Raw genomic sequence first — 24,243 nt, forward strand, 5'->3', positions numbered from 1 at the left:
ACGATTGGCCTTTCTGCATCATATGGAATTTCATTTTCTTATCCATTTTCTGTCGGTTTTGATTTTAGTATAAACTCTAACGACATCTGAAGCGGATGTGGATGTATATGTAGACCAAGGTAACTACCCGATTGAAATTAATTTTAACAAATAATATTATAAATGGGTCATGATAAGAACACAAATATAATTTGGTGTTCAAATCATGCTCAAGAATATGAAAAACAAATATGTCAATCGTTCAAAAATTTCTGAAGCAAAATTTCGTCAAATTGTCAAGCTTTTTGCTTTGGATCTGGATGCAACACAAATATCCCAAATTGTTGGAGTCAGCCGTATTACGATCAACCGATACCTCATGGCAATCCGCGAGCGGATTGCCGAATTCTGTAAATTGGAATCTCCCTTCCAAGGAGAAATTGAAGTTGATGAGTCATACTTTGGCCCGAAACGTGTAAAGGGAAAGAGAGGACGCGGCGCCGGCAATAAAACGATTGTATTTGGATTGGTGAAACGGCAAGGGAAGGTTTACACAGAAATTGTTCCGGATTGTTCTAAATCCACATTACAATCTATCATTAAAGGAAAAGTTGATCTTGATAGCGTTATTTATTCCGACAACTGGCATGGATATGATGGATTAGTTGATGTGGGATATGATAAACACTATCGAGTAGATCATGGCAAATATGAATTCGTCAATGGAAGAAGTCACATTAATGGGATTGAGGGATTCTGGGGATTCTCCAAAACCAGGATGAGTAAATACAGAGGAATTGATAAAAGATACTTTAATCTTTACTTGAAGGAATGTGAATTTAGGTATAATTATAGGAATGAGGATTTATATCTTAAAATCCTAAAAATTGTCAGAGAAAATCCTCTATTCTTATCATGACCCTTATAAATTTTTGAATCAATTTAAAAAATTTATAATACTATTTTTTATTTCTAATACAGATATTTATCCTTTAAATAACCAAATTGAGGAAAATAAAATGGCCAATCATCCATATCATTCAATTTTTAAAAACAATCTGATTCTTTTTGCCGTCTTTTTGTTTATTTTTGCGGCAAGCCTATTCTTTGTCTACTCTCCGGACGGCGTTTTCCCAGCCGCGTTGTCAACCGTTTTCTTGATTCTTTTTATGATATTTCTTTTGACCGGCAGTTTGTCTATGGGTTTTTGTCAAAAAACAGAAAGCTGTCCATTCTGGTTGGTTTTTTAATTCCGACAACGTCATATTTGATTCCATCTGTTGTTCATTGGTTCTATTATTCAAATTTTTCTGACGGTCTGTATTTTTGCATACGGCAAAACAGCAGACTCACTCAGTGGCGCCGAAACCGTCGTCTTTCTTTTGTCCGAACTTTTCGGACTTGCTTTCTTTTTCGCCATTTTGTATTTGGTTTCAAAAGAAGCGATTCGGCGTGGATTGAACCAAAAAACCGTAAAATAAAAATAAACAAATCCAAGCAGCTTTTCAAAACACTCCATTTCTTTTTCTTTTTTCGTTAAATATTGCCGATCCATTCCCTTGTCATTTTTTTTCAATACCGGTTAACTTCAAACTCATTTGAATATAAACTAAATTTTATATATGATTCGAACCCATTTCTGTTTACTATGAAGCAGAAGACAACACTCCTGGTTCTGCTCTGCGTCCTTTTGGCCGCATGCGCACTTTCGGGTTGTATCGGTGATTCCGACAACTCGACGAATGACACGACGAACAACACCAACAACACAACCAACAATACAACCAACAATACAACCAACAATACAACTTACAATCCGGTCACCACCATGACCATCACCAAAAACGGCACCGACATTGCCGCTAACGAAAAAGTTCAAATCACTTTCCCGACCGCGTCCCGGACAGGCAGCCACTGGGAACCCGTTCCCGTTGACGGTTTGAATGTCACAAGCGATTTCATTGTCAATGAAGGCGTGACCGGCGGAACAACCGTCTTTACGATTACCGCCAAGCAGGCCGGCACCTATAACTTTACCGCTGTTTACAAAAACGCGCAAAACGAAACGATGAACACGGTCGTTCAAACATTAACGTTTACGAGTCCGGCGACAACACCGGCAGCAGACCCCAAATTCATCATCGCCTATGATGGTGTTCCGACGCCGAATACAACCCAAGTGATCAAAATCCAAACCAAAGGAAATCCGACCACCGGTTACGAATGGACAGCTCTCATGTCCGAAAACGGCATGCTCAAATTGTTGGATTCCGAATACGTTTCAGATCCGTCCAGCCCCGGAATGGCCGGTGTCGGCGGAACCTATGAATGGTATGTGACTTCCGACATTGCCGGAACATACACGTTTGACGCCCAATACGCCCGCTCCTGGGAAGACGCGCCGATCAGCAAGTTCTGGATTTACGTCACTTTTGTTTGACCGGAAAAAGATTAAAATAAAAATGTTCACAAGAATTAATTCGCTGCATGGCGAATATTCTTGTTTTCTTATTTTATTTAAATTGATTTTTTATTCATTTATCCGTTTTTTTGAATCGGCATAATTAAATACAATGCAAATCAATTACTTTTAAAATATTTTATCCCTTTAAATTATATTTTATTTTATACATATTTGTGTTAAAATAATGGTGGTTTCCATGAAAATCTGCGTGTATGCGCAAACAGACGGTTCGATCTTGGCGTCCGGTTCCTCTTCAACGATTCTCATTGAAGCAGAGAGTCTTGAAGAAATCCGAAATTCATCGGAATATCAAACGATTGTGCTGGCATATGAGAATGAAATTGACCGGGGGCGCGTTCGGTCTGTTTCAAAATACGACGTCAGAATGCAATAACCGTGGTTTTAAGGTGATTCAATGAATACAAAACAACAAAAAAATCTGGCTGCCTTTTTATTGGTTTTGGTGCTTATCGCTTTCTTATTGTATATGGCTTTTAGCAGTCAACTCCTTCTTGGAATTATGCTTTTAGTTTATCCGTGTTCATTCGTTGTTTTCTTTGTCGTTCTTTATTTTGTTGTCAAAAAGGCGGTTAAAGACGGTATTCTGGAATCTAAATAAATTAAACAATAAAACCGGTGAAAAAATGGATTTAACATACGAAAGTACGATGGCTTTATTTATGGCGTTTATTATGACAATTGTTCCGCTCCTCATTTTTTTAGTGCTTCTTTATTTTGTGATTAAAAAAGCGGTCAGGGACGGATGGATAGAAGCTGAATCTAAAAATAAAAAGTAATACGAAAGACTAAAAATTTAAATGAATAAAAAAATCAAAAGGTGAAAATGTGATGAGTGGGATTGGAACAACGGAGACTATTCTTGTATTTACAGTTCTTTTAATGTTTGTGATTCCGTTGATACTTCTTTATTTTGTTATTAAATTCGCCGTCCGAAACGGCATAAAAGAAGGAAAAGGAAAACAATAAATCTTTTTTCTTTTTTTTTCTTTTTTCCTTTTTCTTTTTTCCTTTTTCTTTTTTTCTTCTTTTTGTCCTCTTTTCCAATTATTTTTATCAACAAACTTTTTAAATACTATAATTCATTAAATGACATTTTCCATTTCAATTCATTCAATCATCCCAAATCGGTGATTTTCTTGACAGAAATTAAAAAACTTGAACAGATTTATTCCGGAAAGGCCAAAACCCTTTACAAGACCAATGACCCGACCAAACTCATTTCCGAATTCAGAGACAGTTTAACGGCTTTTAACGGCGGCAAAAAAAGCGAAGCGCCTAAAAAAGGCTACTACAACGCTCAAATTTCCCGGAAAATTTTTGAAATGCTTGAGGAAAACGGCATTAAAACGCATTACGTCAACATGGCGTCCGATGTGGACATGGTCGTCGACGTCGTTGAAATCGTCAAATTGGAAGTCATCGTCCGAAACATCGCGGCCGGCTCCATCACCAAAAAATATCCGATGCCGCCCGGAAAAGTTTTTGAGCGGCCGATTGTCGCTTTCGATTACAAGAGCGACGAATACCAAGACCCGATGATTAACGAAGACATCGCCTACGCGCTGGACGTCGCCACTTTTGAGGAAATGGCCGAAATCAAAAAGACGGCGCTCAAAATCAATGAGCTTCTCAAATCCTATTTCGAAAAGAACGGATTTTTACTTCCGGACTTTAAATTAGAGTTCGGCCGCCGCGGACCAAACAAAGAAATCGTTCTTGCGGACGAAATTTCCTGCGACACCTGCCGGATTTGGGACAAAGAAACCAAACAGTCTTTGGACAAAGACGTCTTCCGGTTCGACAAAGGCGACCCGTCAAAAACATATGAAATCGTTGCCCGAAAATTGGTGCCGGAAATTTTCAACTGAAAATTTTCAACTGAAAAATTTCAACTGAAAGATTGAAAGATTTGAACAAATCTTTCATTTTCATATTTAGGTTTGTTTTTATTTTTGTTCCTTTGTTTCTTTATTTTTCATTTTCCTTATGTGACTTGTTTTGGTGTTGTTATGAAGCCCGGTTCTGAAAATGAAACTTATGACGCCATCGTTGTCGGCGGCGGCATCAGCGGTCTATTGTCCGCGCTGGTTCTTTCCAAGCATGGAAGCCGTGTTTTGGTTCTTGAAAAAGACAGTGTGGTCGGCGGGAACTGCCGGACATACAATGTGGACGGATTCATGGTTGACACGGGTCCGCATGCCATAACGGCGCTTCGGGCCGGCCCGCTTCCGAATCTGATGAATCAATATTTCAGTACCGTTCCGACTTTTCATCCGTACGGCGACTATTACATTCGGACGCGTGATTCTTTGGTCCGCTGTCCGACCAATGTCCGCGGATTTATGGGTTGCGCATATTTGCCGCTCTCAGACCGGCTCAAACTGACATCAACGATCGCATCCGTTTTTGTCAAAGCCGGTATGGGCGCTGATTATTCTCAAAAAACGGTTTACGAGTGTTTGCCCAAAAAACTGGGTCCGGAAACAATGGCATTTGCGGATACGTTTTCCATGTTCATGTCCGGGCGAGGTATGAAGGAAACAACCGTTCACAGAATGCTGGCCGGAAGCGGCGTCGTCAAAGAACAAAATCTCACCCGGGAGGATTTTGAAGCGATTGTCCGCGGGGAATCCGATCTCGGAAAGCAAAAAGAAGATTCAAGTCAAAACGGTCAGTATTCCGTCCGAAGTTCCGGTCACGCCGAGACATCAAAACCGGTTCAAGAGCCATCATCGATGTTTACGGTTGCCAAAAAAATGATGACGCATGGCGGCAGCTTTACAACTCAGGGATACCCCGTTGGCGGAATTCAATCCGTTACAAATTGTGTGCTTTCATCCATGCCGGAAAATGCGGACATCAAAACCGGCTGCAAAGTTACGGAGATTTTGACGGAAGAAGGCCGAAACGGAAAATTAAAAGCAACAGGCGTATCTGTGGAAGATGAAACTTATTATTCCGATTTGATTATTTACACCGCTTTCGCAAGCCGCCTGCCTCAAATCATGGCACTTCCCTCGGAATATGTTCAAAAGTTAGAACGCATTGACCACACGGTTTCTTTGACAATTTGGCTCGGTTTTGACAAAAAAATGCCGGAATATGATTACGTCGGGTCAGAAGTTCAATTTGAAAACATGCCGTATTGGGGCGGTTCGACCAGCAATTATGATGAGAAATTGGCGCCGCCGGATTGTCAAAACGCCGGGTTCGCGTTCATTCCGCGGCCGCAAAAAAATATCCGTTCGCGCGTGAAAGACGCTTACGATCAAATTTTTGAAATGACGCCGGATGTTGAAAAACATGTTGTTATGCGCCATGAACAGATTACGGTTCCGGAAAAGGCGGCTGTTACCATTTCCGGTGAATTTGCGGACATCCGGACGCCGATTGAAAACTTCTACGTTGCGGGAACGGACGCCGATAAAAGAAGCATGGGTGTGACGCGAGCATCTTATTCGGTGGTGGAATTGCTCGGAAAATTAGAAGAAGACGGAAAACTGATGCGGAAAAATAATTTTGCGGGATACAATTTTGACCGGAAATATTTGCCGGATTTGAAAAAAAATTAAAGTTTTATAATTCAAGTTCCTCGTTTTTAACATTTAAAATCTCCAAAAATTTTGTATCATATATTATTTTTATTTGTTACCGGCTTTTCCTCATTCCGGAGCCGGTTTTACAGCTGCTGTTTTTGAGGAATCGTCCGGGAACATTTGGACAAGTTGCTTGTAAGACTCCACGAGGATGATTTTGAAAACAATGTAGAACGGAATGCTCAAAATCATGCCGAGCGCGCCGAAAACTTGAGCGAAAACCAACACTAAAATGACTGTTGTAAACGGGCTGACGCTCACCTTGTCGGAAATCATATACGGGACCAGGTAGTAGTTGTCAACAGCTTGGGCGATGAGCGACACAACAAGAACTAAAATCGCGGTCTGCCAACTGATGGCGAGTCCGATTAAAAGAGGCGGGATGGTTGAAATCCACGGACCGATGTACGGGATGTTGTTGAGAAGACCGAAAAGGATTCCGAGAAACAGCCAACCGGGAATTCCAAGGAGGAAAAAGCCGACACTTGTGATGACCGCAAGAGCAATGCTTTCCATCACTTTGGCAACGAAGAATTTATTGGTTTGGGTTAAAATGGCAGAAGATGCGTTTTTAAACGATTCGTTAAACTTCATCGGAACCATTCCCAGGATCATATTTTTGATTCTTCCGCGGTCCTTAAAGTAAAGACGGAACATAATCGGATAAAGCAAAATCATTCCAAATATATAATAAAACGCTTTTGAGAGGCCCTGTACGAGGGATGCGAAAATAGAGTTTGTCAAACTCATGACGGCATTTTCGATGGAAGTGGTGATCGATTCCGGCAAAGCGCTGAAAAGAGCCAAAACAATTTGGGTTCCTTCTTCAATCATGCTTTGGATGTTGCTCATGTCTTCAAAAAGACTTGAAAAACTGGCCATTTGAGTATAAACAAAGATAACGGTTACCGCGATTAATGTCAAAATAACAAAGACAGCGCCGATTCGTCTTTGTGTCCGTGTCAGTTTGGTGGTATGTTTGTTGTAGAATTTGGTACATTTGTCAATGACCGCAATAATACAGAGTCCAAGCAGCAAAAGGACAAAAATGTCTTGGAAATAGAAAAGGGTAAACAAACCTATACAAAGGATAATAAAAATAATTGTTATCGAAATCCATACATTTTTATTCATTGAAATGGGCATGCTATCTTTCCTGCAAATGGTGATGGATACTGGTTTTTTGGGTCAATTTCATTTTTAATTTGAGAAAAACGTTAGAGCATATATTGTCCATTAATATATAAAAATGTTTATCGAAATGGGATAAATAAATTTGATTAATTAAAAATGGGATTATATTAACGATGTCTTTTGAGATTCGTTTTCGGGTTCTTTTTTTATTCAACGTTGTTGAGACGGGTTGAATGAGTGGAAATTGGAACTGAGTGAACGGAGTCGGATAAAATATCGAAATTAAAAATAAAAATCGTATATCAGGTTGAATGTTTTTCAGATATTTGTGTTGTTTTCGGGGTACCCGGGAACATTTGAACAAGTTGCTTATACGATTCAATCAAGATGATTTTCATAAAAATATAGATCGGAATACATAGAATCATACCGAGCGCGCCGAACAGTTCCGCAAAAATCAAAACGACAATGACGGTTGTCAGCGGATTGACGTTCACCTTGTCGGAAATCATAAACGGAATCAAGTAAAAGTTGTCAACAGTCTGGACAATAATGGAAACAATGCCGGCCCAAACAGCCACGTTAATGCCGATGGTCAGGCCGATTAAAACGGGTGGGATAGCCGCAAGGGTGGGGCCGATGTAAGGAACATTGTTCAAAAGGCCGGACAAGATTCCGAAAAAAAGCCAGCCCGGAATTCCGACTAAATAAAAACCGATGCTTGCCATGACGGCAATGAAAATGCTTTCGATGATTTTAGCGACAAAAAAGTTATTGGCCTGCGTCAAAATAGATGATGATGCGTTCGTATAGGCTTTTTTGAATTTTTTCGGGACATATCCTTCCATTCGGTCTCGAATTTGTTCCTTTTCTTTAAAATAAAGATTAAACATGATCGGGTAGAGCAAAACAGCGCAAAAGCCGTAAAAGAGTGCATCTGAAAACATTTTCGACAGCGTGTCCATCAAAGAGGCGAAAACGCTGTTTGTCAAATTAATGAAATAGTTTTCCAAAATGATGGAAAGTGAATCCGGGAGGACATCCAATGTCGCAAAAACAAAGTTTGTTCCTTCATCAATCATGCCTTGAATTTGAGACATATCTGAAAAAAGGTCGGAAAAGATAGCCATTTGCGAGGAAATAAAATAGATGATTGCGGATGAAAACAGGATGAGCAAAAAAACAACGCCGGTTATTTTTTGCAAATGCGTCAGGCGCGCGGTGTGTTTATTGTAGAACCGGGAACATTTGTCCACAATCGAAATCAAACATAAGCCGACCAGAAAGATCAGAAAAATGTCTTGGAAATAAAAAAGTGTCACCAGAATCACGCACATGATTATGAAAATGGCGCTCAGTGAAATCCAGACATTTTTGTTGGTTGAAATCGGCATAATTATCCATCAAAGATACGGTTTTATGTGAAAAATTGTATTTTATGAAATTGTATTTTATGAAATTGTATTTGCATGTATTGAGAAATTGTATTCGCAAGAATAAGACACACTTCATTAGTTCTCATTTCTATATATACAATACTTCCTGTTTGGTCCGATTCGTAGTTATCGGCGATTGAATCACATCATTTTCCAAATAAGAATACTGAATTCCAAACGGATGGCGGATTGAGACAAATATAGAAATCTTTAAGTTCAAATGCTCAATTTAGTCACACATTTATAAATCGATAAAGTTTCATTTTGAATTTTCAGGTGTGATGATTTTTGTTTATTGAGTTTAAAAATCAAGTTCAGCTCCTCTTGAAAGAGGCGGCGGCTTCGTTGGGATTCGATGTTTCGGCGGAGGATATTTTATTTGAAGTGTCGGAACATGCCGATTTATCCACAAGGCTTGCGTTTCAGTTGATGGCATCCAAATCCGAAAAAGGAAGCCCGGCGAAATTAGCGGCGGAAATTGTCTCCGCGATCCGCCCGGAAAACCTTCAAAAAGCGGATTTGGTTGAAAAAGTGACGTCAACCGGTCCGTATATCAATATTTTTGCGTCTGATCTTTATTTGACAAAAACAGTTTCGGACGTTGTTGCCCAAAAGGAAAATTACGGGTGCGGGAAAAATACCGGCAAAATTATTTTGGAACACACATCCGCAAACCCGAACGGTCCGCTTCATGTCGGGCACATTCGAAATTCAACCCTCGGGGACACTCTCTCCCGCATCTTAAAAAAATCCGGATATGATGTGGATGTTCAATATTATGTCAATGACATCGGCCGCCAGATTGCGGTTGTTTCCTGGGCGTGCGCTCATTATCCCCTCGATAAAACCAAAAAATCCGACAGCGCCATCGCGGATGTTTACATCAAAGCGAACGTTGACCTGTCCAAAGATGAAACGATTAACAATCATATTGAAGATTTGATGAAGAAAGTGGAATCCGGCGATAAAGCGACAATTGAGAGTTTCAAAACAGCCGTCGATTTGGCGATTTCCGGCATTCAAGAAACTTTGTCCCTCATGAATGTTAAACATGACAAATCCATTCGCGAGTCGATGTTTATCGAAAGCGGCGCCGTTTGGAATGTGATTGACCGTTTGAAAAAGACCGGTAAAACAAAAGATGAGAACGGGGCGTTAGTTGTTGATCTGTCGGATTACGGGTATGAAAAAACCTTGGTGATTCAGCGGTCAAACAAAACATCACTTTACACCACCAGAGACATCGCTTATCACGAATGGAAGGGTCCGCAGTGCGACCGGATGGTGGATATTTTCGGTGCCGACCACAAATTGATTTCCGGACAGCTTCGGGCGGCGCTTGATTTGCTCGGTCAAAAGGTTCCTGAAGTCGTTATCTTTGAGTTCGTTTCACTTCCGGAAGGGTCGATGAGTACCCGCCGAGGGGTTTTTATTTCCGCGGACGATCTGCTGGAAGAAGTCATTGACAAGGCCTATGAAGAAATCGAAAAGAGGCGGCCGGAAGAGTCGGAAGAATTCAAACGCAATGTTGCCAGAATGGTCGGTGTCGGCGCCGTCCGATACGATATCATCAAAGTGTCTCCCGAAAAATCAACCGTTTTTGATTGGAAGGCGGCGCTTGACTTTGAAAAACAAGGCGCTCCCTTTATTCAATATTCCCATGCCCGCGCCAGCAATATTTTGTTAAAGGCAAAAGAAGACGGAATCATCCGGTCGGAAAACGATCTGCAAAGCGCCGATTTTTCCCGGCTCATCGAACCGCAGGAAGCGGCTTTAATCAAACGAATCGCGCGTTTTGAACAAACAATTTTTGAGTGCGCCAAAGATTTAAAACCGCATCCATTCGCGATTTATGCCCGCGAGTTGGCGGATGATTTCAATCAATTTTACCGGTATGTTCCGGTTTTAAACATTGACGACGCCGACTTGAAAAAAGCCCGTTTGTCTTTGGTTTACGCGTCAAAAATCGCGATTGGAAATGCGCTTTTTGTTTTGGGAATCGACGCGCCGGAATCCATGTAATCCGGCGGCTCTGTTTCAGAATGCTTGGGCTTATCGGGCATTTAGCGAAATATATAAGTATGAAGAATCCTATGGAAAGGGTACGTTTTCTCACTGAGAATCCGTCCCTTATGGGTTTCCGCTTCGTTGAAACCTGTAAATCAACAAGAGTTAAGGGTTGATTCGTCAACTTCCCGCCTTAACTCAGTGGTAGAGTGCGCGGCTGTAGTTTGGTCTTTTGCGAGGTTCGCAAAAATCGCGCAGGCACCGCGATGCCCCCGGTTCGAGTCTGGGAGGCGGGACTCACAATCAGACAGAAAGTTTGGCTTGAAATCATATTCGGTTGAACTTTCTTTCTGAGGAGAGAGATGCGGGAAAGGTATATATACAAAAAGTCTCTTTTATGGGACGCTAAGCAGTTAATGCTTGAAAATTTTAAAAAATAGTATCTGTTGTCCAGATAGTGTAGGGGACTATCATGGGGCCCTGTCGAGGCCCCGACCCGGGTCCGAATCCCGGTCTGGACGCTGAAAAAAGAAAAGGCAACCGTTTCAAAGAACCGGTTGCCTTTTTTATTTATTTTTGATGGTTTTCGGTTTTTAAAAGTTTGCCATTCTCCGGTCAATTTTCACCATCGCTGTTTTCAATCCGGTAATCTGAGTCTTCCTCCCGGACTTGTTGTATTTTTTCATGTTCATTTCGCACATAATTCACGTTTTCATCTGTTTTTTTCCGAGCCGGATACTCCCGGACTTCAAAAACATGATACGAATCTTCTGTCGGCAGGTATTCCGGAAGGATTGTATTGATGTTAAACGCGAATACGTTGTGATAGTCGATATTGTTGTCAATGTCAATCGAATAAGCTATCCCTTCAAGGCAATCAAACATAAATTGTCGTAGTGAAATTTTCTTGTTGAGGTATTCTTCTATTTGACTCGGAGTTGTTTGAAAGACAATCCATTTATTGTATTTTTCATTAACATCCACCCAGTAAAAAATATAATCTTCTCCAGCCGGTGAAATTAAATGAGACAAAAGCGGCCCATCATAATAAATTAAGTCGGCCTTTTTTTCAAATATCTGAAAGTTTGGTATTTTTATATTTTCAACAGGATTCATCATTTATCATCACCATTTGAATTCTTTTAAAAAACTTGAATTTATCAGACGCATGGAAATTTTTATATTCGAATAAGTCAAAGTGCCCTCTCTTATCTTTTTTTGTTACGCACCCATCTGGCGGTTTAATCACTCCAAAAAATAAACTGTCTCCTGTCAGTTTTCTGAAATTGGAATGAGCTTCTGCGAGTTCTTTATATCTTTTTTCAGCGTTTGCTTGTGAATTATAACATGATAACGCACAATATGAAAAAATGTTCTCTTTATTTTCAAATCGTTTTGGTTCTTCCAGGTACTGAATCGTGTGATTCTTTTCCGGAAATGATTCAAAGCCGAATCGGAATGCCGGCATTTCTTTTTCAATTTCAAAAACAGACTCAAAAGGAAAAACATATCCTTTTGAAATTAAGTCCAGAATAAGCCAATCGTATTTTAAATTTTCAATTTCCATCATAGTCGCCTTCAATGATCGTTTTATTTTATCAAAGAAGGTTACACCTATTCGTATTAATACATTATTATATTTTTTAAAAAATTATGTAATTTGTTTAGATTGATTTTCTTGAAATTGATTTAATTTGGATTGATTTAATTGAGGTTGATTTGATTTCGTTGAATCAATTCCAATTTCAAACAATTTTCTGCATTTTAAATCAATTTAAACAATTCTAAAACCTTTCCCGCAAGCTTTTCCCGTTTTTCAAAATCCGTCATTAACGTATCAAAAGCAACCGGCAAAATTCCCATATTTTCAATTTCCGCGGGGTCAATCACAGTATCCCGAATGTCGTACACAAAAACATCAACAACATCCCGATAAAATTCAGCGACACTTTTTGACGTCACATCCATTCCAATAGATGCCATTAGTTTTCCGGCCGGGCCGCTCACCGGTTCCGTTCCGATAATGGGGCTGACGGCAATGACTTTTTTGTTTTTCAGAATCTCTCTCATTTCCGGCAGTGCCAAAATCGGACCAATGCTGGTCATCGGATTGCTCGGGCCGATGATGACGCAGTCTTCTTTTTTGAGCGCTTCCAGCGCTTTTTTTGAGATTTTCGCGTTCTCAATTCCTTCATAGTAAAATGATAAAACTTCCGGCGCACCTTTTTTTCCGACCCAAAATTCCTGGAAGTGAAGTTCCCCATCCGGTGTTTTAATCCGGCTGGTGATGATTTCGTCCGACATCGGAATGATATTGGCAGAAACGCCAAGCATTTCGGCAACACAAACGGTCGCTTCCGTCAAGCTTTTGGTTTTTAGAAGATTCGTCCGAATCAAATTGGTTGCCCGGTCCCGGTCTCCGAGCATCAATAGCTCCGTTTTTCCCATTTTTTTCATTTGATTGTATGTCGTGTAAGTTTCGTCAATCATTCCCCACCATCGGGTTTTGTCCAAATCGCCGGAAAATAAATAGAGAACCGTATCGATGTCGGGTGACACGAACGTTTCCGAAATCCAGATGTCTTCGCCGGTATTCACGATAACGGTGATTTCATCATCGGAAAGATGAGCCCGAAGACCGTCAATCAATTTTGGCGTTCCGGTTCCGCCGGAAAGAATGATCATTTTGAGAACCTCCGTTAAAAAATGATAGTTCATCGGCTTCAATGGATTTAATCTTTGTTGATGTCAAGAAAACGAAATAAAGAAAACAGAAAAGCAACAACATAAAAAAGAAAAGCAATGAAATGATTCATTGCCGAATTCATTTTAGGAGGCTGGCAAACTTCCAAATACCATAAGAAGCCAAAACCAGAAGCAGACTGCACTGGCAACTAACAACATACATTCTAACAAGCAGTCCTCCAGCAAGCACATTAAAAGTGTTGATGTCTGGTTATGTACTTTTTTTATGATCGATACTAGGAGAAATGGTGATATCACCATTGCTATGAGTGATAATAAAGCAAATATCACAAACTGTTGTGCCATCCTAAAATCCCCATTCTTTCCTCGCTATTAAGCACTTGTGGGTTCAAAATCGAGTCGAATTGTTTTTGAGCCCACATACAATTAAAAATAATTGTACAATCTGGGATTAATTTTAAAGTATATATTTCTTTTGATTTTATATTATTTTTTTTAAAAATATATTAAATTATTTTATGCTCAAAAAATAATCCTCTTTTTCATCAGATAAGTCCCGCTTCCAAAAGCAGATGCAACGCCGGAATTGACACAAGGGACACGACCGTTGCCAAAAAGGTAGCGCCGGAAATGAGTTTGGAATTCATGCCGTAAATTTCCGAAAAGACCAACGGTGTCATGGCGGGCGGCATGGCGGATTCAATAACAGCGACATTCCGGTCCAGCGGCGCAAATGAAAACAGATGGGAAAGGCCGATGCCGAGAACCGGCGCAAAAAACAACTGAATGGCGGTCACCAAAATGGCGGGAACGGCGGCGACTTTTAAGTATTTCGGAGAGAGTGACAACCCCAGAGAAATCATAATGAGTGGAACCATGAGTCCGGACAAATAACCGAGTGTGATTGCGACAAAAGTCGGCAGCATGCTGATTTGAAATCCGAGAATGACCAGGATGATTGTCACAACCCAAGCAATCATCGGCGGAAACTTGACGATTTGTTTGACGAAACTGACTTTTTGACCGCTCACTTTTATGCCGAGATACGTGCCAAGAATAATGATGAGAAACAGTGTTGCTGTGTCACAGAAAATGGCGCGGACAAATCCGTCAACGCCATAGAACCCGGAACAGACGGCAAACCCCATAAAAGCAGTGTTGCCGCAACAGGAAACTAATATGAACGCTGCCAATGATTTGAGATCCATTTTAAGCGCTTTTCCAATCAAATAAGACAAGCCGGCGCAAACCAGGGAAATGATCAGAATAAATAAAGTCAATTTGAAATAAGAACTCAAATCGGATGCCTTGACATTGGTCAGGAGAGATAAAAAGAGCGTTGCCGGAATTGCGACATTGATGACGATATTGTTGAGCGCCACTTTATCTTTTTCGGAAAGAATGCCCAAATATTTGAGAAGAAAACCCAGCAGAATCAAAATGACGATGATGTAAATAATATCCATGAAATCACGATTATTCTCAGGTTCAGAATTTGAATTTAAAAATTAGGGCAGTAAAGAGGGTTGTTTTGAGTTTGAGGTTCTATTTAATCTTAATTTAATTGAACAATCGTGATTTTTTAATGATTTTCGGTTCTGTTTTTTTTGTTTTCCGTTTTCAGAACGTTTGAATCGGCGTTTTCGGCGCCGTTTCTTCAATGATTTTGTATTGCGTGTTTCTGAGTTTCGGGACTCTTCCGATTTGCCGGATGCAGTTTTCAATCTTTTGCTGCGTCATGGAAGATCCGTATTTTGAGCCGGCCGCTTTTGAAATATTTTCTTCCATCAATGTTCCGCCAAAGTCGTTGGCGCCGGCGCAAAGCCCTACTTGACTGAATTTGGTTCCGAGTTTGACCCAAGACACTTGAATATTGGGAAGTTTTTCTTTGAACAAAAGGCGCGGAATGGCGTACATTTTTAAATCCAAAAGACCGGAAGCGCCGCTTTCCACAAGTCCTTTTTTGATGAGCGGCGTGTTTTCATGCAAAAATGTAAGCGGAATAAATTCCGTAAAGCCGCCGGTTTCTTCCTGAATCCGCTTGAGGCGGAAAAGATGTTCCACACGGTCTTTGTTTTCCTCAATGTGGCCGTACATAATGGTACAGGTTGTCGGAATGCCGGTTCTGTGGGCGGTTTTAACCACTTTTTCCCAGTCGTCGGCTGAAATTTTATCCGGGCAAAGTGTTTTTCGAACGTCGTCAACCAAAATTTCAGCGGCGGTTCCCGGAATTGAATCCAGTCCCGCTTCCTTGAGCATGGATAGGGCCGTTTTAATATCAAGTCCCGCATTTTCAGCAGCGGTATATATTTCCATGGGCGAAAACGCATGAATTGAAATCCCGCCGAGAGGATTGGTTTGCGCCCGAATACTTTTCAGAATTTCGATTTGGAAATGCGTGTCAATTTCCGGCAAGAGACCGCCTTGAACACAGACTTCCATAGCGCCCGCCATTTTAGCGTCGCAAGCTTTTCGCCCGATTTGGTCCGGTGTCAAAAAGAATGCGGACGGGCTGTTTTTAGAAACTTTAAACGCGCAAAATTGACAGGAGCCGGTACAGACGTTGGTAAAATTGATGTTGGCGTTTAAGATGTAAGTCACGACGTTCCCGCAAAGGTCCCCGCGAACGCTGTCAGCCGCCTTTAATGTGTCAAAAAAAATCGCATCGTTTTCAAACAGCTCCAAACATTCCTGTTTCGATATCTCTTTGTTTTTGAATTGAAACGGGTCCATGGGAATCACCGCTTATTTCAACTTTTTGAATCTATATATAGTTATTTTATCGTTTACATGCAGTTGAAATCAACGGGTAAACAATAAAGAGGTGGGTATCGAAATAAAAAAATTCTGGCGGGTTCACATTTCTGAATATTTAAATATAAATAAGACCAGAAGATAAAGGAAAATTAAATTAAATAAAATAAAAGGCAAAGAAAAAATAATTTATGAACAAAAAAAGCGGTCGTCTCAATGGAAAAAAGCGTTATCTTAGATCCGATTCACGGTTATATTGAATTTAACGAATTTGAGCAGCGTTTATTCGATACGCCTCAAATGCAGCGCCTGCGCCGGATTAGACAGCTCGGCTTTTCGAATTTGGTCTATCCGGGCGCCAACCACACTCGTTTTGAGCACAGCATGGGCGCCATGCATTTGGCGTCCCTTTTTTTAGAAATTCAAGAATTGGACGGCAACAAAATGGATGAGATTGTCGTCGCTTCGCTTCTTCATGACATCGGGCACGGTCCGTTTTCGCATGCGACGGAAAAGCTCATTGAGATTTACACCAACCGGAAGCATGACAATGTTTTGGAGTTGATTTCCAAAAACGAAATCGGCGACGTTTTGAAAGACCAAGGTTTTACGCCGTCCAAAATCGCCAAACACATTGCCGGCGAAACCCCGCTCAGTCAAATTTTGAGCAGCGAAATGGATGTTGATAAAATGGATTATCTGGCGCGCGACATGCATTATACGGGCGTCTCATCCGGAAGCGTTGACTATATGCGTCTTTTGAATCACATGAGTTTTTATGAAGACCGTTTGGTCTTATCCGCCAGCGCCATCAAAGCCGCTGAATCGCTGTTGGTTTCCCGGTATTGGATGAACTCCTCCGTCTATTACCATCACGTTTCCCGGATTTCCGAGACCATGTGTTCCCGCGCCTGCGGCCATCTTTTGGAAAACAAAGTTATCCGCCCGTCCGACTTTGCCCGCCTGGACGATCCGGGCCTCACGTGTGTGATGCGAAACGCCGAAGGATTCCCCGGTGAAATCGCCGAGCGTCTCGACAATCGCAATTTGTTTAAGCGCGCCCTTTACGAAGGACTCGACGTCGTCGGGACAAACGTGTTTGAGTATCGCAAAAACATTCCCCGGATTGAGAAAGAAATCGCTGAAAACGCCGGCGTTGAACCGGAATACGTGATGATTGACATCCCGCAAAAACCGGAAATGGCCGAAATGAAAGCCTTAGTCATGGACCGGACGATGAGAAAGTTGACGGACGCGTCTCCGTTCGTTCGCGTTTTGGAAGTGGCTCAGGAAAGCGTTTGGAAAATGGGTGTTTTTTCGCCCAAGGAGCATTTGGAAGTGGTTTCCAAAGCGGCTTATGATTTCTTTGACGTGTCCAAAAAACCGAAAACGAAACAGTTCAAGCTGTCGGATATTGATTCCGGATTTTTATAAATGAAAATTCCTCGCGTCGCTCGGAATTTTCCGGGAGCGGTGGGAAGATGCTTCTGAAAGTTTGCTTCGCAAACGGTCCCTTCGGTCACAGAAATACGGTTGCTTACTTGTTGCGGTTTGCATCTTCCGTTTCCGAATACAGTTGCTTTCTTTTTCCGATTTGCATCTGCCATTCCTGATAACTTTTCCAGCCATACAATCTCCAATTATGCAGACGGATGACGTCTGCTTAATTGAGATGGTTTATCGGGTTCAAAATTAGAACTCAAAGGTGAATTTTCTAAATCAAAAATAGAAATTGAAATCTCGGTTTGGTTGATTCAAAAAATGTGTCGCTATAGCGCGCGCGGACGCCGCCAACGCCTCTTCGCCACTCGTCAGGATCTTTCAAAAGTTCAACGGTTTGCTTAAATAAGAAAACCGCGTTTCTCCACTTTTATTGTTTTCAAATCAATTGAATTTGAGAGAAGAATTTAATACTTCCATTTGTTTCATTCCCTAAAACAGGTTGATTTTTTATGTCCTCCAATTTTGAAATTATTGAAAAAGACGGCGCCGGCCGAATCGGACGGTTGAAAACGCCGCACGGGGTTGTGGAAACGCCGACTGTTATGCCGGTCATTAACCCAAACCTCCGAATTATTGACCCGTCCGAAATGAGAAATTTCGGCGCTGAAATTTTAATCACCAATTCGTATATCATTTATAACAAACCGGAACTTCGGGAAAAGGCGATTGCCGACGGTCTTCACGCTTTACTCGGGTTTGACGGTCCGATCATGACTGATTCCGGATCTTTCCAATTGTCCGTCTACGGTGAAATCAATGTTGAAAACGCCGAAATTATTTCTTTTGAGCAGCAAATCGGAACCGATATCGGGGTTCCGCTGGACATTCCGACCGGACCGGATGTTTCTTACGAAAAGGCGCTTGCGGAAATGACAACCACACACGAACGGCTTAAAGAAGCGCGCGAGATTGTCGAGCAAACAAGAATCGGCGCGCAATCCGGAGAAAAAAAGCGCGGGGATGACATGATGCTCGCCGGTCCCATTCAAGGATCGACGCATATTGATCTTCGGGAAAAAAGCGCAGCTTATTTGTCCGACCTTGATTTTGATGTTTATCCGATCGGAGCGGTCGTTCCGCTTATGGAAGCCTACCGCTACCGGGAACTTGTCGACATCATCGTCGCCGCCAAGAAAAATCTCAATCCGGTGGCGCCGGTCCATTTGTTCGGAGCGGGACATCCCATGATGTTTGCGCTCGCCGTTGCTCTTGGCTGCGATCTTTTTGATTCGGCAGCGTACGCGCTGTATGCCAAAGGCGGACGATACATTACGGTGAATGGTACGTACCAAGTTGACCGGCTGAAGTATTTGCCCTGCTCCTGTCCGGTTTGTGTTGCCCACACGGCTGACAGCCTCCGAAAAGCGCCGAATCTTGAAGAGCTGCTGGCCCGTCACAATTTATACGTGACTTTTGAAGAAATCCGGCAAATTAAACAAGCGATTGCGGACGGAAAATTGATGGAACTGGTGGAACTCCGGTGCCATTCCCATCCGCAAATGCTGGGCGCTTTAGATGCCGTTTTTTCCCATTCCGATTGGCTGGAACAGCACGATCCGGCGGCAAAATCCACCTTTTTCGAATGCAGCGCGGTTTCCGCGAACCGTCCGGAAGTGTTGCGTTATGAAATGAGGCTTGACCGGTTCAACCTTTTCGGAACGGCGCTCATCCGCTCTTATCCGTCCCAGAAAGACAAGGAATACGATAACATTCTCACGTTTAAGCCGCCCTTTGGCGCTTACCCGGTTGAATTGGATGAAAACTATCCGTTTAATGCGGAAGTTCGAGACGTCGCCGGCCCCGAATCGCTTAAAAAGGCAATTGAGAACACAATCAAGCTCATCCGGCAAAACCCGAACGCGCAATTCACATTTGTGAAAGGAAGACGGCTGAATCAATTCGATGACTCTTACTTTGAAGAATTGAAAACCGTTTGTGCCGTCTTGGAAAAGTTTGAGGATTAATGGAAAAAGGTGTGAGTTGTTTATTTATCTCTTGAATGCCGAATACGGCCAATATATGTGACAATAAATATTAAAATGATGAATTCATTCAGGATTCAATTTATCGTAAAATATTTTCAAAAAATCAAAAACGATTCCTATTAATCCTATAATATTCCAAACAAATCTTTGAAATAAAATATTTTTTATAGCCGGTTGACTTTTTCGGTGTCGGTCCGGGTGATCAATTTGTCTCTCAAAAATAAAATAATGCCTTACATTACGATGCTCCGTCCGGAAATCGCGTTTATGGATATTACGCTTCCGGCTTCCTCCGCAATGCTTGCTTATTATTTTGCAACCGGCGACCTCCCGAATCTTTGGCTCTTGCTGCTGGCGACGATTGGCGGATTTTTTGCCATCACCAGCTCTTATGTTTTTAACGATTGTGTTGACGTCGATATTGATTTAATCAATCTGCCGAACCGTCCGCTTCCGTCCGGCCAAGTCTCCCGGCGAAGCGCTTTTATTTATGCCACAGCTCTGGCTTTGATTGCGGTTTTCATTTCTTTTTACATGAATCCGGAATCTTTTGTCGTCCTTTTGATTGCGCTTTTTATCATCACGCTGTACTCCGTTTTCTTTAAAAGAAAGACGCCGTTCAGTTTCATTCCGGTCGGTTTGGCTTACGGTCTTGTTCCGATCGGCATTTGGCTCGCGTTTGCGCCGGCCGGAATTCTGACGCCGGCTGTCGGCCCGTATTTTACGGGAATGGCAAGCGCGCTCGCTGACCTCAAATTGACATACTTGCTTCCGCTTCCGGCGCTCTTCTTCGGATTGATGATCTGCATGACCGATTGGGGATTTACGCTCGCCGGCGTTTCCCGCGACGTTGAAGGCGACCGTCAAAAAGGCGCGCCCACGCTTCCGGTCACTTACGGCATTCCGCTCACGGCCAAATTCATTTTGATCATTTGGGTCATCGGCATTGTTCTTTCCATCGCGATCGGGCTTTCCGCTAACCTCGGACCGCTTTACTTCATCATTGCGCTGTTGTCCGGTTTTTGGATGTTGCTCCATTGCGTCAAATTCATCAAAAACCCGACGCCTGAACTTGGCGGAAGATTGTTCGTCGATGGTTCCAACTATCGCGGTGTTATGTTCTCCGCCATGATTTTGGACATTCTGCTGTTGGTTTTTGTTGACGTTTACCCGACGCTTTTGGAATTTTTCGGATTCTGATGAATCTTCCATCTCATCTTTCTTTTTTTTGGCGGGCGGCATACGCGTGCGTTATCGCATCACATTTTCTTTCGTTTTCAAAAAGAGGGGACTGATTTTTATTTGATTTTCAATTATTTAATTTTTATTTAATCTTTATTTAATTTTTATTTGATTTTGTCTGGCAAATAATTATATAATTTACAGGGAATGAACAGTAAAAATAATTCGTTCATTTATGATTTGAGGTTATAAAATGTCTGAAAAATCCGAAAAAATTGATATTGCGGTCATCGGCGCGTCTCCTGCCGGTTTAATGGCGGCCCGGTATGCGGCGATGGGCGGCGCCAATGTCAGATTGTTTGAAAAAAAGGAGCGTATCGGCGACGATCCGCACCCGGCCAATTCTTTTTTTAAGGGAATGCTCAGCTACGCCGGCGAAAAAGTCGATTCCTCCTATGTGGTTCACGAAATCGACGGCATGAAACTGATTTCCCCGGGCGGCCACACCATTACGGTGGAAACGCCCGGCTATGCGATTGATAAAACCATTTTTGACCGCTTTTATGAACAAAAAACAATGAAGGCCGGCGTTGACATTCAAACCGGAACGGAAGTTCTCGACGTCAAAAGGAAAGAAGACGGCGTCGTTTTGAAAATAAAACCTGTCGGTGCGGATTCCGACCAAAAGGAAAAAGTCAAAGCCAAAATTGTGATTATCGCCGACGGCATTTTGTCTAAAAACGCCAAAGCGGTCGGGTTAAACACCATGAAGCATCCCGAAGACATTGCCTGGGGAACCGAACTTGAAATCCGAGCGCCCGGATCCGGCATTGGTGATGCAAAATTTGCCGAGTATTATGTCGGAAGTCATGCGCCCGGTTGGAAATCCAGCTATTTGCCGCGGGGCGGCGACAACGCGGCGATCGGCGTTTACGTCCGTTATTTCGGAAAAGATGTTTCTCAATTCTTAAATCCGTGGGTTGAAAAATTCAAGGAATTGAAAAACTTGTCCGATGATCATTTCGAAATTGTCGCGTCCAAAAGCGCGGGCGACCCGATTGTCACCATTCCCGACAAAATTTACGGTGCAAACGTCATGGTGGTTGGCGGCGCGGCGGGTCAATCCGGAATCGGATACGCCATGCGAGCCGGACAGATTGCGGGAAATGTCGGCGCTAAAGCAATCGCTCAGGATGATTTATCGGAAAAATCGCTGTCCAATTACTCTTCCCAATGGAAAAAGGATTTATCCGTCGAGCATACATTCGGGCGCGTCGGCCTTGAAACCCTTCGGAAAATGGACGACACGGAAATTGACGAGCTTTTCGAAGTGTTTGAAAATGAGGACATCTCGTCGCTGATTAAAGGAAGCGCGATGGATCAGGGACTTTCCGTTTTGGAATTGATGCTTCGGAAAAAACCGTCCGCTATTTTAAAAGCGGGCGCTTATTTCAGAAACAGATGATTCAAACCAAAAAATCTGAAAAATTTGTTTTTTTATTTTTATTTTTGTTTTTTCTGTCTTCTGTCTTCAAATGGTCGAGATTTCATGGCTTCTTCACAGGAATTTGTTGATTTTGTTTGTGAGCAATTAAGAGATGCGGGTATGATTTCATCCCGGAAAATGTTTGGCGAATACGCGATTTACTTGAACGGGAAAATTGTTGCGCTCATTTGCGATAATCAGTTTTTCCTCAAAAAAACGGACGTCGGGAAAGAAATGCTTCAAAACGTTACGGAAGCGCCGCCATATCCGGGCGCTAAGCCTCAATTTTTAATTGACGATTTGGAAGACCGTGAATTTCTTTGCGCGCTCATCCGAAAAACATACGAGGAATTGCCGGAACCGAAGCCGAAAAAACCGAAAACCGAGAAAAAGGCTAAAGAAACAAAGGCTAAGGAACCGAAAACAAAAGAACCGAAAATCAACGAAACGCCGGGCAAAATTAAGAAAAAACAGTAACATTTGGTGACAAAATGAAATATCCGATTTACAAAAATCCTTTCTTTGAAGTCGATATCGAGCCGGTCCTCGGCAAAACAGAAGTGACGTCCAAGGGTCTTTTGTCTCCGATTCTCGGAAAACGCGTTTCCAAAGAAATGTCCTTTTTCGATCAAAAGAAGTATATTGCGGAATTAGAACCGGATCCCGTTTCCAATCCGGACCCCAATTCGGATTCCAATTCAAATTCCAATTCGTATTCTACTCTGAATTCCTATTCGGAACGGTACGGCCGTTCACTTATCTTCTCAACTTGGATGGCGCCGATTCCGTCTCCGGTTTTTTCCCGTTTGGTTCAAAGCCGGATGATGTCGGGATTTGGAAAATACAAGCCGGAACAAGTGACGATCTCCATTACGGAAGAGTGTCCGAACCGCTGCCTGCACTGCGCGCTTCCGAATAAAAACAATCATGCCAAACTGAGCGTTCCGGAAGTGAAAGATGCGATTGATCAATGCATACGTGCCGGCGCGACCAGTATTATTTTTGACGGCGGCGAACCGCTCGGTTATGCCGGTCTGGAAGAACTGATTTCTTACGTCGATCCAAAGCAAGCGATTGCCTGCATGTTTACCTCCGGCGTCGGCCTTTCTCTTGAAAAAGCCCGGTTGTTAAAGGACGCCGGTCTTTATTCGATTACGGTCAGCATTGACAGTCCGCGTCCTCAAGAACATGACCGGATGCGCGGTGTTTTTGGCATTTTTGACAAAGCGACGGCCGGAATTAAAAACGCTCTTTCTGTCGGTCTTTTGGTCAACATGTACATTGTTCTCGCGCCTTACAATGTGGATGATTTGGAACAAATCTATCAACTGGCGGCTGATTTGGGCGTTCATGAATTGTCTTTTTATGAAATTGTGCCGACCGGACGCTGGTTGAATAATACGAATGAAATTTTAACGCCAAAGCAGCACGAAATGTTTGCCGATTTTGTCCGCCGACATGAAAGTGAACCGTTTGGCCCCAAACTGTTTCCGGGTCCGATTATTGTGAACACATTCGGCTGTATGGCCGGCCGGCAATGGATGCACATAACCCCCGAAGGGAATATTTTGCCCTGCTCCTGCGTTCCGATTCCGTACGGCAATGTCAAAGACGGCAAAAACGCTGTGGCGGAAGCCTGGAAAAAAATCCGAAAGGATCCGGCTTATCGTAAAGCGGAAGGCTGTCTCATGCGGGACGCTGAATTCAGAAAAGAGTATGAAAGCCGGTTTGAATGAGCTCGGGCGCGACAATAAGTTCTGTTCTATTTTTCTCTTTTCATTTTTAAAACGATGCCGGATTTTGAAATCGAAATGATTGTGTCGCCATAACGCGTGCGTATGCCGCCGGACAACAAAAAACAACAAAAAAGCTATCATAAAAAAGACATAATAAATTAAAAAACGACGAGAGGGGGATTTGAACCCCCGAGTTGCAGTGCAACATAGGATTAGCAATCCTACGCCCTACCGAGCTAGGCTATCTCGTCACG

24 protein-coding genes and 3 tRNA genes are annotated in these 24,243 nt (G+C 42.4%); 18 read left to right on the forward strand and 9 right to left on the reverse strand.

Going from position 1 to position 24,243, the window contains the following annotated elements; translation table 11 throughout:
* The first annotated feature begins 217 nt into the window (after positions 1-217).
* Entirely contained in the window at positions 218-898 is a 681-nt protein-coding gene (locus tag MsAc7_RS07235) for an IS1595 family transposase (RefSeq protein ID WP_338103468.1), read from the forward strand.
* A gap of 381 nt (positions 899-1,279) precedes the next feature.
* Here MsAc7_RS07235 and MsAc7_RS07240 read toward each other — a convergent pair whose 3' ends face one another.
* A complete protein-coding gene (locus tag MsAc7_RS07240) occupies positions 1,280-1,534 on the reverse strand; it encodes a hypothetical protein (protein ID WP_338102252.1) in 255 nt (84 codons plus the stop codon).
* 93 nt (positions 1,535-1,627) lie between these two features.
* Here MsAc7_RS07240 and MsAc7_RS07245 point away from each other — a divergent pair, with 93 nt between their 5' ends.
* The 7 genes from MsAc7_RS07245 to MsAc7_RS07270 all read left to right on the forward strand — a co-directional run bounded on the left by MsAc7_RS07245 (position 1,628) and on the right by MsAc7_RS07270 (position 6,036).
* Positions 1,628-2,419, forward strand: coding sequence for a protease inhibitor I42 family protein (locus MsAc7_RS07245; protein WP_338102253.1), 792 nt, complete (start codon positions 1,628-1,630; stop codon positions 2,417-2,419).
* Positions 2,420-2,639: 220 nt separating this feature from the next.
* Positions 2,640-2,837 (forward strand): hypothetical protein, encoded by a 198-nt coding sequence (locus MsAc7_RS07250; protein WP_338102254.1) that lies wholly within the window; start codon positions 2,640-2,642, stop codon positions 2,835-2,837.
* A gap of 21 nt (positions 2,838-2,858) precedes the next feature.
* Positions 2,859-3,062, forward strand: coding sequence for a hypothetical protein (locus MsAc7_RS07255; protein ID WP_338102255.1), 204 nt, complete (start codon positions 2,859-2,861; stop codon positions 3,060-3,062).
* Between the two features lie 25 nt (positions 3,063-3,087).
* Entirely contained in the window at positions 3,088-3,240 is a 153-nt protein-coding gene (locus tag MsAc7_RS07260; RefSeq protein WP_338102256.1) for a hypothetical protein, read from the forward strand.
* Positions 3,241-3,343: 103 nt separating this feature from the next.
* Entirely contained in the window at positions 3,344-3,430 is an 87-nt protein-coding gene (locus MsAc7_RS08975) for a DUF6019 family protein (RefSeq protein ID WP_420847471.1), read from the forward strand.
* Between the two features lie 179 nt (positions 3,431-3,609).
* Positions 3,610-4,332: a phosphoribosylaminoimidazolesuccinocarboxamide synthase gene (purC, locus tag MsAc7_RS07265; RefSeq protein WP_338103483.1), complete on the forward strand. Its 723-nt coding sequence runs from the start codon at positions 3,610-3,612 to the stop codon at positions 4,330-4,332.
* Between the two features lie 141 nt (positions 4,333-4,473).
* Positions 4,474-6,036: a phytoene desaturase family protein gene (locus MsAc7_RS07270; RefSeq protein WP_338102257.1), complete on the forward strand. Its 1,563-nt coding sequence runs from the start codon at positions 4,474-4,476 to the stop codon at positions 6,034-6,036.
* A gap of 90 nt (positions 6,037-6,126) precedes the next feature.
* Here MsAc7_RS07270 and MsAc7_RS07275 read toward each other — a convergent pair whose 3' ends face one another.
* Entirely contained in the window at positions 6,127-7,206 is a 1,080-nt protein-coding gene (locus MsAc7_RS07275) for an AI-2E family transporter (protein WP_338102258.1), read from the reverse strand.
* 290 nt (positions 7,207-7,496) lie between these two features.
* Positions 7,497-8,588 (reverse strand): AI-2E family transporter, encoded by a 1,092-nt coding sequence (locus tag MsAc7_RS07280; protein WP_338102259.1) that lies wholly within the window; start codon positions 8,586-8,588, stop codon positions 7,497-7,499.
* Between the two features lie 330 nt (positions 8,589-8,918).
* Here MsAc7_RS07280 and argS point away from each other — a divergent pair, with 330 nt between their 5' ends.
* The 3 genes from argS to MsAc7_RS07295 all read left to right on the forward strand — a co-directional run bounded on the left by argS (position 8,919) and on the right by MsAc7_RS07295 (position 11,158).
* Positions 8,919-10,652 (forward strand): arginine--tRNA ligase, encoded by a 1,734-nt coding sequence (gene argS, locus MsAc7_RS07285; protein ID WP_338102260.1) that lies wholly within the window; start codon positions 8,919-8,921, stop codon positions 10,650-10,652.
* 172 nt (positions 10,653-10,824) lie between these two features.
* A tRNA-Tyr gene (locus MsAc7_RS07290) sits at positions 10,825-10,933 on the forward strand.
* A gap of 152 nt (positions 10,934-11,085) precedes the next feature.
* Positions 11,086-11,158: transfer RNA gene (locus MsAc7_RS07295), tRNA-Asp, on the forward strand.
* A 94-nt stretch (positions 11,159-11,252) separates the two neighbouring features.
* Here the strand turns inward: MsAc7_RS07295 and MsAc7_RS07300 are convergent.
* The 5 genes from MsAc7_RS07300 to cofH all read right to left on the reverse strand — a co-directional run bounded on the left by MsAc7_RS07300 (position 11,253) and on the right by cofH (position 16,076).
* Complete coding sequence (locus MsAc7_RS07300) at positions 11,253-11,756, reverse strand: DUF6575 domain-containing protein (RefSeq protein WP_338102261.1); 504 nt, start codon at positions 11,754-11,756, stop codon at positions 11,253-11,255.
* Positions 11,740-12,207, reverse strand: coding sequence for a hypothetical protein (locus MsAc7_RS07305; RefSeq protein WP_338102262.1), 468 nt, complete (start codon positions 12,205-12,207; stop codon positions 11,740-11,742). Before MsAc7_RS07305 ends, MsAc7_RS07300 begins: the two co-directional genes overlap by 17 nt.
* A 194-nt stretch (positions 12,208-12,401) precedes the next feature.
* Positions 12,402-13,322, reverse strand: a complete 921-nt coding sequence (gene cofD, locus MsAc7_RS07310; protein ID WP_338102263.1) for a 2-phospho-L-lactate transferase — start codon at positions 13,320-13,322, stop codon at positions 12,402-12,404.
* 566 nt (positions 13,323-13,888) lie between these two features.
* Positions 13,889-14,809 (reverse strand): AEC family transporter, encoded by a 921-nt coding sequence (locus MsAc7_RS07315; protein ID WP_338102264.1) that lies wholly within the window; start codon positions 14,807-14,809, stop codon positions 13,889-13,891.
* A 154-nt stretch (positions 14,810-14,963) separates the two neighbouring features.
* The gene (gene cofH, locus MsAc7_RS07320; protein WP_338102265.1) at positions 14,964-16,076 is read right to left on the reverse strand and encodes a 5-amino-6-(D-ribitylamino)uracil--L-tyrosine 4-hydroxyphenyl transferase CofH; all 1,113 of its coding nucleotides are present in this window, start codon (positions 16,074-16,076) and stop codon (positions 14,964-14,966) included.
* Positions 16,077-16,313: 237 nt separating this feature from the next.
* On the opposite strand from cofH, the gene MsAc7_RS07325 reads away from it, so the two are divergent.
* The 7 genes from MsAc7_RS07325 to MsAc7_RS07355 all read left to right on the forward strand — a co-directional run bounded on the left by MsAc7_RS07325 (position 16,314) and on the right by MsAc7_RS07355 (position 23,989).
* Positions 16,314-17,531, forward strand: coding sequence for an HD domain-containing protein (locus MsAc7_RS07325; RefSeq protein WP_338102266.1), 1,218 nt, complete (start codon positions 16,314-16,316; stop codon positions 17,529-17,531).
* A 47-nt stretch (positions 17,532-17,578) separates the two neighbouring features.
* Positions 17,579-17,710: a hypothetical protein gene (locus MsAc7_RS07330; protein ID WP_338102267.1), complete on the forward strand. Its 132-nt coding sequence runs from the start codon at positions 17,579-17,581 to the stop codon at positions 17,708-17,710.
* 339 nt (positions 17,711-18,049) lie between these two features.
* A complete protein-coding gene (gene tgtA, locus MsAc7_RS07335; protein WP_338102268.1) occupies positions 18,050-19,564 on the forward strand; it encodes a tRNA guanosine(15) transglycosylase TgtA in 1,515 nt (504 codons plus the stop codon).
* Positions 19,565-19,783: 219 nt separating this feature from the next.
* Entirely contained in the window at positions 19,784-20,785 is a 1,002-nt protein-coding gene (locus tag MsAc7_RS07340) for a UbiA prenyltransferase family protein (protein ID WP_338102269.1), read from the forward strand.
* A 235-nt stretch (positions 20,786-21,020) separates the two neighbouring features.
* The gene (locus tag MsAc7_RS07345; protein WP_338102270.1) at positions 21,021-22,232 is read left to right on the forward strand and encodes an NAD(P)/FAD-dependent oxidoreductase; all 1,212 of its coding nucleotides are present in this window, start codon (positions 21,021-21,023) and stop codon (positions 22,230-22,232) included.
* An 84-nt stretch (positions 22,233-22,316) separates the two neighbouring features.
* On the forward strand, positions 22,317-22,730 hold the full coding sequence (locus MsAc7_RS07350; RefSeq protein WP_338102271.1) for a TfoX/Sxy family protein: 414 nt from the start codon (positions 22,317-22,319) through the stop codon (positions 22,728-22,730).
* A 14-nt stretch (positions 22,731-22,744) separates the two neighbouring features.
* Positions 22,745-23,989 (forward strand): radical SAM/SPASM domain-containing protein, encoded by a 1,245-nt coding sequence (locus MsAc7_RS07355; protein ID WP_338102272.1) that lies wholly within the window; start codon positions 22,745-22,747, stop codon positions 23,987-23,989.
* Positions 23,990-24,155: 166 nt separating this feature from the next.
* Here MsAc7_RS07355 and MsAc7_RS07360 read toward each other — a convergent pair.
* Positions 24,156-24,240 (reverse strand) — tRNA-Ser (locus MsAc7_RS07360).
* Positions 24,241-24,243: the final 3 nt, after the last annotated feature.

The sequence above is a fragment of the Methanolapillus millepedarum genome, assembly GCF_032594115.1.
GTDB lineage: Archaea > Halobacteriota > Methanosarcinia > Methanosarcinales > Methanosarcinaceae > Methanolapillus > Methanolapillus millepedarum.